The organism is Dyella sp. (assembly GCF_035277725.1).
GTDB lineage: Bacteria > Pseudomonadota > Gammaproteobacteria > Xanthomonadales > Rhodanobacteraceae > Dyella_B.
Genome location: NZ_DATEJY010000069.1, coordinates 43,385 through 60,332, shown reverse-complemented (window position 1 = coordinate 60,332; position 16,948 = coordinate 43,385). Strand labels below are relative to the sequence as shown.

10 protein-coding genes and 1 tRNA gene are annotated in these 16,948 nt (G+C 62.0%); 4 read left to right on the top strand and 7 right to left on the bottom strand.

Annotated elements, in window-relative coordinates; all coding sequences use genetic code 11:
- Positions 1 to 29 precede the first annotated feature (29 nt).
- The 3 genes from recC to recD are packed head-to-tail and all read left to right on the top strand — an operon-like array spanning position 30 to position 9,164.
- Positions 30 to 3,509 carry an exodeoxyribonuclease V subunit gamma gene (gene recC, locus VJR68_RS06825; protein WP_324146915.1) on the top strand — a complete coding sequence of 1,160 codons (3,480 nt, stop codon included), beginning with the start codon at positions 30 to 32 and terminating at the stop codon, positions 3,507 to 3,509.
- A complete protein-coding gene (gene recB / locus VJR68_RS06820) occupies positions 3,506 to 7,159 on the top strand; it encodes an exodeoxyribonuclease V subunit beta (protein ID WP_324146914.1) in 3,654 nt (1,217 codons plus the stop codon). Before recC ends, recB begins: the two co-directional genes overlap by 4 nt.
- On the top strand, positions 7,149 to 9,164 hold the full coding sequence (gene recD, locus VJR68_RS06815; protein ID WP_324146913.1) for an exodeoxyribonuclease V subunit alpha: 2,016 nt from the start codon (positions 7,149 to 7,151) through the stop codon (positions 9,162 to 9,164). Before recB ends, recD begins: the two co-directional genes overlap by 11 nt.
- Positions 9,165 to 9,430: 266 nt before the next feature.
- Here recD and VJR68_RS06810 read toward each other — a convergent pair whose 3' ends face one another.
- Genes VJR68_RS06810 through pilV form a run of 5 tightly spaced genes read right to left on the bottom strand, consistent with a single transcriptional unit; the run spans position 9,431 to position 14,641 of the window.
- A complete protein-coding gene (locus VJR68_RS06810) occupies positions 9,431 to 9,838 on the bottom strand; it encodes a type IV pilin protein (RefSeq protein WP_324146912.1) in 408 nt (135 codons plus the stop codon).
- 18 nt (positions 9,839 to 9,856) lie between these two features.
- Positions 9,857 to 12,052 carry a pilus assembly protein gene (locus VJR68_RS06805; RefSeq protein ID WP_324146911.1) on the bottom strand — a complete coding sequence of 732 codons (2,196 nt, stop codon included), beginning with the start codon at positions 12,050 to 12,052 and terminating at the stop codon, positions 9,857 to 9,859.
- Positions 12,033 to 12,767 carry a pilus assembly PilX family protein gene (locus VJR68_RS06800; protein WP_324146910.1) on the bottom strand — a complete coding sequence of 245 codons (735 nt, stop codon included), beginning with the start codon at positions 12,765 to 12,767 and terminating at the stop codon, positions 12,033 to 12,035. The genes VJR68_RS06805 and VJR68_RS06800 overlap by 20 nt, the downstream gene beginning before the upstream one ends.
- An 18-nt stretch (positions 12,768 to 12,785) precedes the next feature.
- Complete coding sequence (locus tag VJR68_RS06795; RefSeq protein ID WP_324146909.1) at positions 12,786 to 14,132, bottom strand: PilW family protein; 1,347 nt, start codon at positions 14,130 to 14,132, stop codon at positions 12,786 to 12,788.
- Positions 14,129 to 14,641, bottom strand: a complete 513-nt coding sequence (pilV, locus tag VJR68_RS06790) for a type IV pilus modification protein PilV (RefSeq protein WP_324146908.1) — start codon at positions 14,639 to 14,641, stop codon at positions 14,129 to 14,131. Before pilV ends, VJR68_RS06795 begins: the two co-directional genes overlap by 4 nt.
- A 146-nt stretch (positions 14,642 to 14,787) precedes the next feature.
- Here pilV and VJR68_RS06785 point away from each other — a divergent pair.
- Positions 14,788 to 14,863: transfer RNA gene (locus VJR68_RS06785), tRNA-Thr, on the top strand.
- Between the two features lie 165 nt (positions 14,864 to 15,028).
- Here VJR68_RS06785 and VJR68_RS06780 read toward each other — a convergent pair.
- Both VJR68_RS06780 and VJR68_RS06775 read right to left on the bottom strand, forming a co-directional pair.
- Positions 15,029 to 16,000, bottom strand: coding sequence for a DMT family transporter (locus VJR68_RS06780; protein ID WP_324146907.1), 972 nt, complete (start codon positions 15,998 to 16,000; stop codon positions 15,029 to 15,031).
- A gap of 48 nt (positions 16,001 to 16,048) precedes the next feature.
- Entirely contained in the window at positions 16,049 to 16,873 is an 825-nt protein-coding gene (locus VJR68_RS06775) for an AraC family transcriptional regulator (protein WP_324146906.1), read from the bottom strand.
- Positions 16,874 to 16,948 lie beyond the last annotated feature (75 nt).

The window sequence follows — 16,948 nt, the reverse complement described above, 5'->3', positions numbered from 1 at the left end:
AACGTCACAACAAGGAAGCGCAACCCATCGTGAGTGCATCCGAGCAACAGCCTCACCTTCCCTTCGTCGAACCCGGGCTGATGGTGATCCACGGCAATCGCCAGGAGGATCTGCGCGATCTGCTCGCAGCGTGGCTGCAGCGCACACCGCTGCAACCGCTGGAAAACGAGTTGATGCTGGTGCAGAGCAACGGCATCGCCCAATGGCTGAAACTGGCGCTGGCGCGTCCGGTAGCGGCCGGCGGCTTAGGTATCAGCGCCGCGATCGACATGCAATTGCCGGGCCGGTTCCTGTGGACGGTGTATCGCGCCGTGCTGGGCGAAGCCGCCGTGCCGGCCACCTCGCCGTTCGACAAGTCGCGCCTGGTATGGCGCCTGCTGCGCTTGCTGCCGTCCTGCGTGGCTGAACCGGCTTTCGCATCCTTGCGCGCCTTGCTTGGCGACGCTGGCGATTGGCGGCGGCTGTACCGACTGGCCATGCAAGTAGCCGATCTTTTCGATCAATACCAGGTGTTCCGCGCCGATTGGCTGGAAGATTGGGAACACCGCAACGACGTATTGCGCGACAGCGTGCGCAACCGGGTGAAAGACTTGCCGGCGGCGCAGCGTTGGCAACCCCGGCTGTGGCGGTTGCTGCTGGATGACGTTCCAGCCGAGCAGCGCGACAGTCATCGCGCGGGCGTGCATCGGCGCTTCATACAGCAAATGCAGTCCTCCCCGGTGCGGCCGGAGACGCTACCGCGGCGCATCGTGGTGTTCGGCATCACCTCGCTGCCGCCGCAGGTGCTGGAAGCGCTGACAGCGCTCGGGCGCTACAGCCAAGTGCTGCTGCTGGTCACCAATCCGTGCCGGCACTATTGGGCCGACATCATCGAGGATCGTGAGCTGCTGCTTGCCGAGCATCGCCGCCACGCCAACAAACCCGGCCTGCCACCGGAGCCGCGCTTCGAAGACCTGCATCTGCACGCAAATCCCTTGCTGGCAGCATGGGGCAAGCAAGGGCGTGACTTCATTCGTCAACTCGACGCATTCGATCAACCGGAGCGCTATCGCGCGCAGTTCACTTCCATCAAGCGCAGCATCGATCTGTTCCGCGAGTACGGCAGCGATTCCTTGCTGCATCAAGTACAGCAAGCCGTATTGGAACTGGAACCCGCCCCGGCCAGTCCCGCGTTGCGCAAACCGCTGCCCGATACCCACTCGCTGCATTTCCACGTCGCGCACAGCCCGCAGCGCGAGGTGGAGATTGTGCACGACCAACTGCTTGCGTTGTTCGAGCAAGCCGCGCGCCAAGGCGCGCCGCTATCGCCGCGCGACGTGATGGTAATGGTGCCGGACATCCGCACATATGCCCCGCACGTGCAAGCCGTGTTCGGGCGCATCGCCAACGACGATCCGCGCTACCTGCCCCATCACGTCGCCGACCAGTCAGGCCGCAACACCTCGCCATTGATCACCGCATTGGAGCGGCTGCTCACGCTGACCGAATCGCGCTTTACCGCCAGCGACGTGCTGGACTTGCTCGACGTGCCTTCGCTGCGCCGCCGTTTCGGCATCAGCGAAGACGAACTGCCGACCCTGCGCCGCTGGATTACCGAATCCGGCATCCGCTGGGGCCTCAATGGCAAACAGAAGCAAGCCTTTGGCCTGCCCCCGGACGAGCAGAACAGCTGGCGCTTCGGCCTGCGCCGCATGCTACTGGGCTATGCGACGGGTGACGGCCCTTCGCTCAACCAGATCGCGCCCTATGCGGACATCGGTGGCTTGGATGCCGAGTTGATCGGTCCCTTAAGCCAATTGCTGGAAACGCTGGAACGCTATTGGCAACTGTTCGCTTCGCCGGCTACGCCGATGCAATGGAGTGAACGATTGCGCAGCCTGCTGCGCGACTGCTTCGACACGCACGGTGACGAAAACGACACCATGCGTATCGGCCGCCTGGAAGATGCGCTCGACAATTGGCTGGATGCCTGCCAGGAAGCGAGCTTTACGCAAACCATTCCCCTTGCCATTGTGGCCGAGGATTGGTTGCAGGCGATCGATCAGCACCATCTTTCGCAACGCTTCATGGGTGGCGCGGTGAACTTCGGCACCTTGCTGCCGATGCGCGCCATTCCTTTCCGCGTGGTCTGCCTGCTGGGCATGAACGACGGCGATTACCCGCGCCGTATTTCACCGCCCGACTTCGACCTGATGGCGATGGCCAGCCAGCACCGGCCTGGCGACCGTTCGCGCCGCGAGGATGATCGCTATCTGTTCCTGGAAGCCCTGCTGTCCGCGCGCGATGTGCTGCACATCAGCTGGGTGGGCCACAGTGTGCGCGACAACAGCGAGTTGCCGCCGTCGGTGCTGGTAGGCCAACTGCGCGATTATCTTGCTGCCGGCTGGCGCTTGCCGGAGAACAATGCCGCGCACGACCAGCAGCTGCTGGATGCCATCACCACCGAATATCCCTTGCAGGCCTTCAGCGAACGCTACTTCGATACCGCTTCGCCGCTTTTTACCTATGCCGCAGAGTGGGCACAGGCGCGTCGCGCCAAAACGCATAGCGAACCCACGCTGCTGTCACCATGGCAGACGGAATCCGTGTTGGACATCCGCACGCTGCAACGCTTTCTCGCCCGGCCAGCGGCATGCTTCTACAGCGAACGGCTGAAGGTGCGTTTCGAGGATATCGACACCGGCATGGACGATAACGAACCGTTCGCGTTGGATGGCCTGGAAAATCACGCCGCCACGCAAACACTGCTGCAGTGCGCATTGAACGCGGACGACGCGAATGCCGAGCCTGCGTTGCTCCATGCCGCGTCACGCCTGCGGCAACAAGGTGTGGTACCCACGGGTGGCTTCGGCGCACTGGCGGTAGAGGATATCGGCGACGACGTGCATCGGATTCTGCGCCGCTGGCAAGCCTCGCTGGCGCATTGGCACTCGCGTGCGCCCGCGCAGGAATTACGTCATCAACACGGTGAACTCGTTGTCGAAGGCTGGCTTGATGATCTGCGCACCGGCGATGACGACAACCTCGTACGCTTGTTGCCGATGGCCGGCCAGCTTTGCCAAGGCAAGACCATTCGCTATGACAAGTTGTTGCAACCATGGGTATTGCAGTTGCTGGCCAATGCGAATGGTGTCGCCATGGCCAGCCGCTTCCTGGCACCGGACGCGACCGTGGTAGTGAAGGCGCTCGACCGCCACGAAGCCTCCGTGCTACTGAATGCTTTATTGGATAGCTGGCAAGAAGGCATGCAAAAACCGCTGCCCATTGCACGGCTCACCGCTTATGCATGGCTGCTGGCAGAGCGCAACGAAAAGATCCCCGCCGACGCCGCGCGGCTTTGCTACGAAGGCAGCGATGCGCCGGGTGCGCCGTCCGGCGAAGTGAACCGCGAACCTAGTCTGGCACGCACGTGGCGCAGTTTTTCAACGCTGCATGCCGATGGCTTCGAACATTGGCTGGCGTTGTATCGTCCGCTGCTGGATGCCGCCAGCGCGGAGGGCGACGCATGAACGAGATGGCGCCGCTCGATCCGCTGCACCTGCCCCTGCAAGGCATTCGCCTGATCGAAGCCAGCGCAGGCACCGGCAAAACCTGGACGCTGGCCGCGCTGTATCTGCGATTGGTGCTGGGCCATGGCAGCCAGCCGGCGCAGCTGCCGGCGCAGATTTTGGTGGTGACCTTCACTCGCGCCGCTACCGCGGAATTGCGCGAACGCATCCGCGAACGTCTCGCCACCGCGGCAGCAGCCTTTCGGGGACAACAGCAGCCGGACGAATTTCTGCAACGGTTGATCGACGAATATTCAAATACCGATGATCGCGCTGCCGCAGCGCGCCAGCTGGATCTGGCCGCTCAATGGATGGACGAAGCTGCCATCTACACCATCCACGGCTGGAGTCAGCGCATGCTCGCGCAGCATGCGTTCGAAGGCAGCGAGGCAGCCGAGGATATAGCGGATGAAAACGCGCGCCTCGCCGAAGCCGTGCGCGATTATTGGCGCCGCTTCTATGCGCCGCTCGATGAAGCCGAAGCCGCCTGCATCGCCAAGCAATGGCGCAGCCCGCAAGCCTTGCAACGCGCCCTGCGTCCGTTGCTGAAACTGCCGCTGCAGCGCATACGCATGCAAGGCCGTCCATTGCCAGAGGTTGGCGATCTGCCAGAAGCGCTGCGCCAGCATCAGGCCCCGCGCCGGCAGGCGGAACAGGCTGCTCGCGACCTGTGGCAAAGCGATGCGGAAGCGATCGAAAGCTTGCTTCGCACGGCGGTGCAGACCAAAGCACTGAAGAACAATATCTTCCAGCCCAAGACCGTGGAACGTGAACTGCCTGCCTTGCACGAATGGGCGCATGGTGCCGAGATCGATCCGGCGACGCTGGAGCGCCATACCCAGGCCAAGCTCGATGGTTCGGTCAGCAAAGGCAATCCACCACCTGTGCATCCGGTGTTTACCGCCATCCAGAACCTGGTCGACACCCTCAATGCCGAACCGCCGCTGGAGCCTTTGCTGCTTTCACACGCGCTGCCATGGATCACCACGCGCATCGATCAGATTCGCGAACGCCAGGCCAAACCCGGTTTCGACGACATGCTGCGCCAGCTTGATGCCGCGTTGCACGGCCCGCATGGCAGCCAATTCGCCGATACCATCGCCACGCAATATCCGGTGGCCTTGATCGATGAATTCCAGGATACCGATCCGCTGCAATGGCAGATCTTCCAGCGCATCTATGCGGATCGGCCCGATACCGGCCTGCTGCTGATTGGCGACCCCAAGCAGGCCATCTACGCGTTTCGCGGCGCGGACATCCAAACCTATCTCGCCGCGCGCAAGCTGGCACAATCGCCCACCTGGACGTTAGCCACCAATTACCGTTCCACCTCGCCATTGGTGGCAGCGGTCAATCGTGTCTTTCAGTACGCCGATCAATGGCAACAAGGTGCGTTTGCATTTGGTCGTGGCGCACATGGACTGCCGTTCCACCCCATAGGTGCTGCCGGCAGCAAGCGCAGCCTTCGTTACGATAGCCAGCCAATTGCCGCGATCCGCATGGACGTTTTTCCCGGCGATAAGCCGCTTGGTGTTGGCGTGTACGTGGAAACGGCTGCTGCCTACGCGGCGGCGCATATCGTGGACTTGCTGGAGGCTGCACAAACCGGGCGTTGCGGCTTCGTAGACGAACACGGTGCGCATACCGCGTTGCGTCCACGCGATATCGCCGTGTTGGTGCGCAGCAGACGCGAAGCTGTGTGCATTCGCACCGCCCTACGCCAACGCGGTGTGCATAGTGTTTATCTATCGGAAAACGATTCGGTGTATGCCACTGAGCAGGCACCGGACGTGTTGTTGTGGCTGCGAGCCTGCGCCATGCCGGCTTCGGATCGTGCCATGCGCGCTGCGCTCGCCAGCACCACGATGCAGCGCAGCCTGGAAGAACTCGATCGCCTCAATCATGATGAAGCCCACTGGGAATGGTGCGGCGAGCGCTTCCGCGAACTGCAAAGCCTTTGGCAACGACACGGTGTGTTGGCCATGCTGCATAACCTGCTGCACACCTTCGACCTGCCTGCACGCCTGCTCGCTCAAGGCAACGGCGAACGCGCATTGACCAACCTGCAGCACTTGGCCGAACTGCTGCAACACGCGGCGGCCAATCTCGATGGCGAATACGCGCTGATCCGCCATCTCGCCTCGCAGATCACGCGCGCCTGCGAAGGCGACGCGGAAACCGGCGAAGAACACGTGGTGCGCCTGGAGAGCGAAGCCGATCTGGTGAAAGTCATCACCATTCACAAGTCCAAAGGCTTGCAGTATCCGATCGTGATGCTGCCCTTCGTCAGCCGCTTCCAGGATGCGCCACGCGGCAGCGTACAACCCTGGCACGACGATGCCGGCAAGACCTGGATCGATTTGCAGCCCGATGCGCTTGCCCAGCAGCGCATGGAGCGCGAGCGTCTGCAGGAAGACCTGCGCCTGTTCTATGTGGCATTGACGCGTGCCGAACATGCGTGCTGGCTGGGCGTGGCCTGCGTGGCCGATCGCAACAAGCCTTTGTTGCATCGATCCGCCTTCGGCTATGTGCTTTCCGGTGGCGAGCAAGCGATCGAGCCGCTCGATCTGCTCGCACGCCTGGAAGCGCTGCGCGATGGTTTGCACGATATCGAGGTGCACGTTGCAGAGGATGCCCCAGGCCTGCGCGTCTATCGGCCGCTGCTTCGCCCGCGCAGCGAACGACAAGCGCGTGTCTATACCTTGCCACCGCCCGAACCATGGTGGATATCCAGCTACAGCGCGCTGACGCATGGCGACGGCGAAGCCATGCGGCAGGCCGCACCGGACACCGCCACGCAGGACGTGCTGGCGGAAGCCGTGCGCGAAACGGTGGAATGGACCGCGCCAGCCGTCGACTACGGCATGCACGCCTTTCCGCGCGGCGCGGACGCCGGCACGTTCCTGCATGATCTATTGGAATGGATTGCCGAGACCGGCTTCGCCACCGTCGCCAGCCACACCGCCGAGTTGGAACAGCAGATCGCACGCCGCTGCCAGCGACGTGGCTGGCAGGCGTGGATCGCGCCGTTGAGCCAATGGTTGCCTGCGTTGCTGCATACATCGCTGGCATTCCCGGATGGCCATACGCTGACGCTGGCGCAGCTCGCGGACCGCAAACGCTATCAAGCCGAGCTGGAATTCTGGTTCGAAGCCCATCGCGTGGATACGCAGCAGTTGGATCAACTGGTCACCCGCCACACGCTCGGCGGCATGCCGCGCCCCACGTTGCCGCCTAATCGCGTCAACGGCATGCTCAAAGGCTTTATCGACTTGATCGTCGAACAGCAGGGCCGCTATTACGTGATCGATTACAAATCCAATTGGCTGGGCGATAGCACCGCGGCCTACGACACCGCTGCCATGCGCGACGCGACCCTGCAATCACGCTACGACCTGCAGTACGCCATCTACACGCTGGCCCTGCATCGCCTGCTGCGTGCGCGGTTGCCTGGTTATCGGTACGAGCAGCACGTCGGCGGGGTGCTGTATCTGTATCTTCGCGGCGTGGATCAGGCCGGCCATGGCATGCATACCGAGCGGTTGCCGTTTGCATTGATCGATGCGATGGATCGCCTGTTTGCGCAGGAGACGACCGCGCATGTCGCGTGATGCCCTGCTCGCGATGCTGGCCGAAGCCGTGGCGCGGCGCGTTTTGCGTCCGTTGGATCTGGCCTTTGCACGCTTTATCGGCGAATGCGACCCGCACGCCGACAACACGCTGCTGCTGATGGCAGCACTGGCAAGCCGGCAATTGGGCGATGGCCATCCATGCCTGGATTTGCAGGCGCTGGATGCTTTGGCGTTGGAACAGGAATGGCCGGCATCGTGGCTTGAGCTGCTCTCCAGCACGTCCGCGCCGGCATCGCCATTGCTGGCAGGTGCCGATGGTTTGCCTGTCGAAGCGCCGCTAGTGCTGGATGGTCACCGACTGTATTTGCGGCGCTACTGGAACTACGAATGCCGTGTCGCTGCCGGTATTGCTGCGCGGCTTGGTGACAACATGTTGCCCGCGGAAACGCTGCGCGAGGAGTTGCAGCGCTTGTTTCCCACCGCCGCAGACGGCGCCATGGCATGGCCGCGCGCCGCGTGCGCCTTGGCAGCACGCGGTGCCTTCAGCGTGATCACTGGTGGCCCCGGCACCGGCAAAACCACTACCGTGGTGCGATTGCTCGGCCTGCTGCAAACGCTGCAGTTGCGCGGCCACAACGTGCCGTTGCGCATCCGGCTGGCCGCACCGACCGGCAAAGCCGCCGCGCGCTTGAATGCATCGATTGCACGCCAGATCGCCTTGCTCGACGTGGCGGATCACGTGCGCGCCGCGATTCCGCGCGAAGTGGAAACCCTGCATCGCCTGCTGGGCGCACGCCCGGATAGCCGCCGCTATGCGCACGACAGCCATCATCCGCTGCACGTGGATGTGCTGGTGATCGATGAAGCCTCCATGATCGACCTGGAGATGATGGCAGCCGTGCTGGATGCATTGCCTACGCAGGCACGCCTGATCCTGATCGGCGACAAGGACCAGCTTGCTTCGGTGGAAGCCGGCGCGGTGCTGGGCGAATTGGGGCGGCGCGCCGAACAAGGCTGTTATACCGCCGCCACCGCACAATGGTTGCTGGCAGCGAGCGGCGACGACGTCACGGCATTTGTTCGCGACGATGCGCAGGCGCTCGATCAGCACATCGCCATGTTGCGCAGCAGCCATCGCTTTGATGTCGCCAGCGGTATTGGGCAACTCGCTGCTGCGGTGAACGTAGGCGATGCGGCAACGGTTGAAACCTTACTCAACTCGCCATCGACCGATATCGCGTGGATGGCGTCCAGCAGCAACACAGCATGGGCGACCGACGGGAAGGCCGCTCCGTCAACAGAGAGCGGGCCGCGAGGCTTCCGGTTCTATCTCGAACGATTGCAACAGCGGCGCCCAGCTCTGGACGCCGACGATACAGCGTATAGGCAGTGGGCGCACGACGTGCTGGAAGCTTTCAACCGCTTTCAGGTGTTGTGCGCCGTGCGCCGCGGCCCAGCGGGCGTCGAATCATTGAACCGGGATATTGCCAGCATGTTGTTGGCCGCTGGCCTGATTGCATCCAACCGCGGCTGGTACGAAGGCCGGCCGGTGATGATGACGCGCAACGATTACAGCTTGGGGCTGATGAATGGCGACGTCGGCATCACGTTGCGCATGCGAGGCGCCGATGGCGAGCTGCGCTTGTATGTGGCGTTTCCGATGGCGCGCGAGACCTCATCGTCCGTCACACCAGATGACGGCGCGCAGGTGCGCTGCGTCTTGCCGTCACGTTTGGGAGATGTAGAAACGGTTTATGCGATGACGGTGCATAAGTCGCAGGGGTCGGAGTTTGAGCATACCGCGCTGGTATTGCCGGACGATGCGCCCGCAGTGCTGACGCGGGAATTGTTGTACACCGGAATAACGCGTGCACGGCGATGGTTGACCCTGGTGGGCACGCAAGCGGCGATCGAGCATGCGCTGGCGCAGCGAACGCGGCGGTACTCAGGATTGGCCGAAAGGCTGATCCATGCGCACATCCATGGCTCACGGGTGGCTGTAAGTTGGGTTAGCGCCAATGGCACTAACTCAAGCCTCACGTAGCCCGAATACTGAGAAATACCTTGAACCGTCGTCCCGGCGAAAGCCGGACGGAGCGCGCAGCGCCGAGAACGTCCGAAGGGACGACCCCGAAGGAGTGAGCGCAGCGAATCATCCGGCGACTTTTGGGGATCATCAAAGTCCCTAGGCCCCGGCTTTCGCCGGGGCGACGATGCTTAAGTTAGTGCCATTGGGGTTAGCGCAGCGTAACCCAACGAATCGCTCCGAAAATGTTGGGTTACGTTGCGCCAACCCACTACGGGGACTCGCTACCAGCAGTTGCCATTTGTGTTGGCGCCGCTATCCCTGCCCGGCAACTTGCGTCCCGCATGGTCGATGGACAGGCTCCCGCACACATCATTGCGCTGCGGCCCGACCGGTGTAGCCGTGGCGATGAAGCCCTGCCCGTCATCATCCATCACGCTCATCGCCATTTCGTAATAACCATTCGGCGACAGCGCCGCATCAGCATAACCAAGCTTGCTCAAATCATCGGTGTACCGGTTGTAGGTGGCATACCAGCGCTCCTGCGCCTGGGCAATCGCCATCAACGTGTGGTGCGCATCCGTACGATGCGAGCGCAACACGTAGCGGGAATAGGATTGCGACGCCAACGCCGCCAGAATCGCGGCTATTCCCATCACGATTAGCAGTTCAATCAAACTGAAACCACGCATGCGCTCCATCGCAGCTCCTTACGAATCCGGCGTCAACAAAGTCCATGAACGGCGACGCCACAACGGACCGTCCAAGCTAAGCGGCATATCAAGCGCACTGCTGCCTCCTTTCAGCTTGATACCGGGCAGGATCAGCTTGCCGCCGCCCGCCGGCATCACCACCGGCAGGCTGCCTGCCGTCGGTGGGTTTTCCACTAATGCGCCGGCATACGAAGCGCCGCCAAAACCGATGATCGACCGCGCACCACCCGTAGCAGCGTCAATGGCCATGATGGCGCCGGAAGGCGTATCGCCGTCGGGAATCAAGGTGCTTATCAGCACGGTGTTGGTGTTGAACAAGGCCGTGGGCGTGACCACGACGCGCTCGCCCGCCGCGAGATGCAAATCGATACGCCAACCACCAGCCTGCGCTGAAACCGGGTTCGACGTGAGTGTGCGCAAACTTGCATTGCTACCAGATGCAGCATCGGTGACTGTTTGCTCGCTCAGTACTTGTTGCTGAAGACTGTCGTGCTGCACGGTCGTCGCGTTGCCTTGGCTATCAACCCGATCGCGTATCCCATAGACCGCCTGCAAGGTGGTATCGCCTTTGTCGCCATCGCCAAGGTATTTGCCGGTACCGAAGACGACCATGAATCGGTGGGTGACGGGATCGGGGAAGAGGCGCGGCATGACCGTGATCGGCTGTGTCACTTGTTGTGCCGGCCGGTATGCCAGGCTCACTTTCCACGCTGATGGATTCGGCGCAGTGAGATCGAAACGCCACAGATTGCCGGCTAGATCGCCCGCAAAGGCGACATCATCGATTTGGTCGTTGTCGTAATCGCCGGGCACCGGCGTGCTCAACCCGTAACTGCTTACGCCATTGATGGATGGCGTCTTGAGCTCAGCGATCACGGCACCGGTTTGCGCATCCAGTACAAACAACGCGCCGTAGCTGGGCGGCGTACCAGTGACTTCTTCACAACGGGCGGGCTTGTCCGGCTTGCTGCAATCGGCGAAGTAGCCACTTGGCACCAGCACGGCCCAGCGGCCATTTGCCAAGCGCGCGATGGCTGGTTGCCCGTAGGTATAGCCGAGGTCTGCCGGGTTATAGGTGGCGCCGGTTTCCGCGTCGCCGCCAGGCATGCCCGCATCGAATTCCCATAGCACGGTGCGCTCGGGAAATCTTTCGCTGACTGCCGTCGGATCGGTAATGTCCAAGGCATACACGCCGCGACCGCCGAGTCCCAATCCGCCAACCAGCAGGGTGTGCCATTCGTGCCGGCCGTGCTCGCTGAAGAACACATCGCGCGTCACGGGCGTGGCATCCACGGTCGGGTGGAACTGAAAATGCCGTGCCTGCGTGAGGTTGCCGAGATTGGCGTATGCCGCGCGCGGTACGTAGGCCCAACGTTCTCTGCCTGCATCGGGCGTGTTTTCGTAAGCTTTGCAAAGGCCTTGTTGATCCTGTTCCTTGCATGTTGGAACGGGTGCGTGGAACGCATGCAACATACCGTCGTTGGCAGCAACGTAGAGCATCGGTGGACGATCGGCGTGTCGCTCTACAAACTGCGCATAGCTTTGTGCGCCCGCTGACATTTCCGGCGCGGTGCTAGCCTTTGGCCACGTGTCGAGATAGTTGCCGGTGGGATAAGCCACGTACAGCGCTTGCGAATGCACGATCGCACCCAACACGCTGCCACGTCGACGCAGGCTACCATCCAGTTCCAGCGAACGAACGCCGCGCAGATAATCGACGCGCGCTTCCAGCGTATCGACGGAGTTTTCCGCAGCCGGTGTCATCAAGCCACTCTTTTCGTCTTCGTCAAAAGGCGCCGCGGATTCGAACACCATGCCAACAAGCGTGCCGCTTTCCTGTCGTTTTGCGGTGAGTATGGTGCGGCCGCCAGATGATGTAACCCAAGGCTGGCTGAGCAGCGATCCGACATCCCATACCGTGTTAGCCGACGCGCCATCCGCATTCAAAGTGACCGCTCTCAGTACGCCGGACCAGTCGATGGGATCGTAACCACCAAGAAAGGTGAGCGTGCCAGCCGTCAACACGCTGTTGCTCACGGCAAGCGTTGCCAATGACGGCACTGCTCGCGAGCGGTCCAGCGGCAGAGGGCTCAATTCCACGGTACCGACTTCTGCCGCCCGCAACATGGGAATCAGCAGGATGCTCACCCACACCAACCGTTTGCCGATAAGCTCAAGGATGCAACGGCGCATTGAACGTACTCTGCACCACGGCCATCACGTTGACATTGCCGCCGGTGGCGCGCGCGGTGATGCGATAGACATGCACATCGATCTGGCCGCCGTTGTTCGGGCCGGTATTGCCGGATTCGTGCAGTCCACCCACACCCGGCGGCCGTTCGCTGCCGAGGTCTTCGATGATGTAGACAGGGTTCTTCGCCAACGCAGGCGTGTAGCCAGTATCTCGCGGTCCCATGTAGGGGATACCGATACCATCAATCCAACTTGCTACGGATTGGAATCGAGTGACGACCCCGTTTGCTGAATAAGGTGCACTATCAGGGCGATAGATCACGCAGCCATCATCCTGCGTGACCGCATCTTGCTGGCAATGCAGACGTACACCCGTTTGGCCTGCCAATGACCACAGTTTGTACTCCGCGCCGCGCAGCGCCGTTTCCGCACTCATGCGCGCTTGTTGAGCATTGCGAAAACTGCCAGCCATGCGTTCTTGCAACAGTGAATGCTGCGAGGCGGCGATGGCCAGCATGCTTAGCAGCACGAGGAAGATCAGGGCCATGAGCAGCGCGAAACCGTGCTGCGTGTTGCGAATATGCCTCTTCCCATCAAGGTGAAAAGAACTCCCCCGCTCGTCGTCCCGGTGAACGCCGGGACCCAGCGCCTTTGTCTCCCGACCAAGACACTGGGCCCCGGCATTCATCAAGGCGACGGAAGTTTTCAACTGCATTCGCATCCCTGCACCTCACTACGGATTGGCATTGCGCACGGCAACCACGGCCGTGAATTCACGCCGCAACACCGGCAATGGAAAACCCTGCTGCAGTGGCGTGACCTTTCGATCATCGGCTGTCGGTGCTGCGGGCGTGAATATCCCGTCCGCCGCATAGCTGTAGGCCAACTCATCCGGCATCAGTGAGTACAACGGATTCTGCCCGGACATCAGCAAATCGACCTCAATCACACCGACCGATCCCCACAGGCAGCCACGGTCGCTGCTGCCCGGAATCGGCACTGGCACCGCAGGACAATCGGCACGCGTGCTGCTGTCCACCTGCTCGGCTGTGTAATAGCGCAGCGTGCCATCCGCTTGCTGCACGCCGTATTTGAAATCCAGACGCTCTACGCCGCGGGCAATTTCCTCGCCTACACCGCCTTGCGACGATAAGCCTCCGTTGACCCGTCGCATCAAGGCGCCGGTGGTATGCCCCATGCCGTCGCCGTTGTTCACCACGCGCAGATAGTAAGTAACCGTTCGCATGTCACGGCTGACGCTGAATAGCTTCGGCGCTGCCATGTTCTGGAACACATGCGGTTGTGCAAAGTTTGCACCGGTAGATGTTAGTGTGCTGTTCCCCATGCCTGTGACAGCAAAGATCTGCGCACCGGAGCAATCCGCGAGCATCATCAGCGGTGTGTCATCCTTCACATCACTGGCTTTCGGCTCACCGGGCAGCGGATTCAATCGAACAGTTACCGAATCATCTGCATGGCTGAAAAGCGTGCTGCCTCTCGCACTCCCCTCCGGCATGATCGCCCAGCCACCTGAAGCATTGAGATAGCGCACCGTAAGCACCGATGCGCCGATCACGCGGCTATCGACGCCTTTGCCCATCACCGGAATGCTGAAACCGTTCGTATTGCGCTTATTGCTCGGTTCCACCGGCGTGCAAGTGCTCACCGTGCAGTCGTAGCCACGCATCATCAAAAACGAAGGGAGGGAATAGGGTTCACTCGGCGGCGATGGGTACGCCCCGTTCCATCGGGTACTCACGTCGCTCAGCGCTCCCATCAGCACGTTAGGATCACTGGCATAGACGGTAGGCCTACGCAGCCCATCCAGATAAGGACCCGCGGCGCTCGCATGGGCCGCGCCACCGCTGCTGTTGCAGTACTGCGCACCCGCCATGCTAAGGTCGTCCCTGATCTGCGCGATCGCGAAGCGGCCTTCTTCCTGCAAGCGCGCCAGCTGTTCCTGCGCCTGGCGGCTGTTGGAGGTGGAGGTGAATACCGCCACGATGCCCAGGCTCACCGCGAGGCCCAGCGCCATCGCGATCATCAGTTCGATCAGCGAGAGTCCGCGGCAGCGATTCACGGCTGGAACGCCCAGGTAAAGGTTTGCGGTGAAGCCTTGGCATCGACGGAGCTTCGCTCGGCCCACATGATAGTCATTCGGCAATGACCCCCGTAAGGCGGCCTCAAAGCAATTTGTTCGCGAGACGGTGCGTGTGGCAAGCCATCTTGGTCGCATCGAATGGTGGCTTCCGGGCCGGGTGGCAGAAAGGTCTGTAGCTGTCCGCTCCAGCTTTGCCGGTCGTGCTGCGCCAGTTGGCTTGGCGTGCAACCGGCGACGCAATCCTGCGCGCCGGCATCCGGATAGTTGCCGTCGTAATCGCCGCGCCACACGCCAATCAGGTTCGCGTGCATGCGCTCGGCCATGTTCTGCGCGAGAAAACTCACCTGCGTGCGCAGGTAAGCCGCCTGATTGGCGCGTGCAGCCATCGCCATCAAGCCAGCCGCACCGATCAGCCCCAGGCTGAAAACCAGCATGGCCACCAGTACTTCGATCAACGTGACGCCTCGAGGACACGACGACAGCGGCATTGGCACCCTTCCCTAGGAAACTCCTCGCACTGTCGCCGCACAGCCGCACCCGCACCAGTCGGCCACCGCCCCACGCTGCGGTCCGAAACCCGCCAACCCGACAGAGCTTGCAGGCCGCAAGACACCCCCTTAAACTAGGCGGCTCCGCCGGAATAGCTCAGTTGGTAGAGCGGCGCATTCGTAATGCGTAGGTCGTAGGTTCGATTCCTATTTCCGGCACCAGCTAAATATTGAAAAGCTCTGGAACTCGCTTCCAGAGCTTTTTTATTGTCGTTTTTCCGTCTACCACGACCATGCACGCAGGTTGGAGTGAGCGAACGCGAACTCCAACGTTCCGGTGCTTACATGCCATGTTGGGGTTCGGCTATGCCTCACCCCAACCTGCAATCACAACCGCTCCGCCTCCACATACTCCACCGGCACCGGCTTCACGCGCGCGGCCCATACCACGCCTGCCACCAGCAGCACGATGCCGGACAGGGTTTGCGCACCCGGCAGCTTTCCGCGCAGCGCAAATGCATAACTCAACGCCGCCAGCGTTTCGAACACGATCAGCTGTCCGGCGATGGCGGTGGGCAATCGCTGGCTCGCTTCGTTCCAGCATGTCGTGCCTAGCCAGGAAGCGAACAGGCCGATCGCGGCCATCAAGGTAATGAATACAACGGGGCGCGGCCCAAACGGCATCGAAAAGTGACTGCCGCTGGCGCGCATGCCCAACCACAGCAACGCATAACCGACGAGCGCCAACGGCAACGTGGCGATACCTTGTGCTGTCGCCCAGGTGCGTGGGTTGCGTCCTGGGTGGTGGCGAAGCCAATCCGCGTTGCGCAGCGGATACCACGTCCAGCACGCCACGGAAACGCAGGCGAGCAAGGCTCCGGCGGTGTAGCGCAAAAGATCGGCGTGGCTTTGGGCTTTCACCCCGGACAACTCTGCTCGATTGACACAAGCGATGCCCGCGGCGATCAGCAGCAATGACGGCGCCAGGCGCGCCCATGGCAGCTGACCATCGCGACGTGCATTGCGCAGGTTGGCAGCAATGGCGATCACTACCGGCAGCGTGCCGATGATCATGGTGGGAAGCGGCGCGCCGGCGCGCTGGATCGCCGCTGCCAGGCACACGTAATAAAGCAGGTTTCCGACCATGGCGAGCTTCAACGCTTCCAGCCAATCGGCACGCGTCAGTTGGCGCAACGCGGCGCGGTCCAGCCACGCCAGCGGCAGCGCGATCATGCCAAAGGCAAGGTAGCGGCCTACCGATTGCAGTGCGGCCGGATATTCCGGCACCAGCAGCGGCCCGACGAAAACCAGCCCCCACATCAAGCCGGCGATGAGTGCGTAAAGCGTTCCTGTCCACATGGCGCGCAGCATCGGTGCAATGGCTTGCGGCCGTCTTGTACGAGATTGCTATCGCTGCAGGGCGCGCTGGTAGCGCGCCGGCGTGGTTCCGTAACGACGCGCGAAGGCGCGAGTGAGGTGCGCTTGGTCAGTCAAGCCGGTGGCGGCGGCGACCTGGGCCGGCGCGTCGCCTGCGGCAAGCAAACGCTTGGCCGCAGAGAGGCGGAAAGCCATCAGCATCTGCTGCGGCGTGGCGTGATGGCGTGCCTGAAACTGGCGTAGAAAATGAAACGGACTCAAGCCGGCCACGGCGGCCAGCTGATTCAACGTGATGCGTTCGGCCAGATGCGCGCGCAGGTAGTCGATCACCGGCACAAAGCGCGAAAGCGCTTCGGCGTGCGCCGCACGCGGTACGCGTGCATGGCGGCGGAATTCGCTTAAAAGTTGCAGCAGGAGGCTGTCGAAAGCGAGCGGTTCGCGCGCCAGCCATAGCGCATCGAGCAGCGCCGTGATGTGCCGCGCACCCGCAGCATCGGCATGCACCGCATCGCCGAACCACCAACCGGATTCACCGGCAATCTCCGCTACCACGGCTTGGTCGATGTAGACCATTCGATAGCGCCAACCACCATCGGTCTCGGCGCAACCGGTATGCAATTCATCCGGGTTCATCAATACCAGCGAGTCGGGCGGCGCCAAGTGTTCGGCGCCTCGATACCGAAAGCGTTCCACGCCGGATTCGATCGCACCCAGCCCGAAACTTTCATGCACGTGCGGCTCGAAGGCATGCCGCACGATATGCGCGCGGTACAACTCCACGCCCGAACGATGCGCCGGGCAGCGGAATTCGGCGGTGTCCGCGGGGTTATCGAAGGAATGGGGAACGCCTTGCATCGGCGGATGATGGCAGCATGCGCCCATAACGAAAAGCCCGGCTTTGCCGGGCTTTTCGAACAACTTGTGTTGACG

Bases quoted from the DNA above. Each gene is read 5' to 3' on its own strand.
- recB (WP_324146914.1), top strand. From the start codon at position 3,506: ATGAACGAGATGGCGCCGCTCGATCCGCTGCACCTGCCCCTGCAAGGC.
- recD (WP_324146913.1), top strand. From the start codon at position 7,149: ATGTCGCGTGATGCCCTGCTCGCGATGCTGGCCGAAGCCGTGGCGCGG.
- VJR68_RS06810 (WP_324146912.1), bottom strand. From the start codon at position 9,838: ATGCGTGGTTTCAGTTTGATTGAACTGCTAATCGTGATGGGAATAGCC.
- VJR68_RS06805 (WP_324146911.1), bottom strand. From the start codon at position 12,052: ATGCGCCGTTGCATCCTTGAGCTTATCGGCAAACGGTTGGTGTGGGTG.
- VJR68_RS06800 (WP_324146910.1), bottom strand. From the start codon at position 12,767: ATGCAGTTGAAAACTTCCGTCGCCTTGATGAATGCCGGGGCCCAGTGT.
- pilV (WP_324146908.1), bottom strand. From the start codon at position 14,641: ATGCCGCTGTCGTCGTGTCCTCGAGGCGTCACGTTGATCGAAGTACTG.
- VJR68_RS06780 (WP_324146907.1), bottom strand. From the start codon at position 16,000: ATGTGGACAGGAACGCTTTACGCACTCATCGCCGGCTTGATGTGGGGG.
- VJR68_RS06775 (WP_324146906.1), bottom strand. From the start codon at position 16,873: ATGCAAGGCGTTCCCCATTCCTTCGATAACCCCGCGGACACCGCCGAA.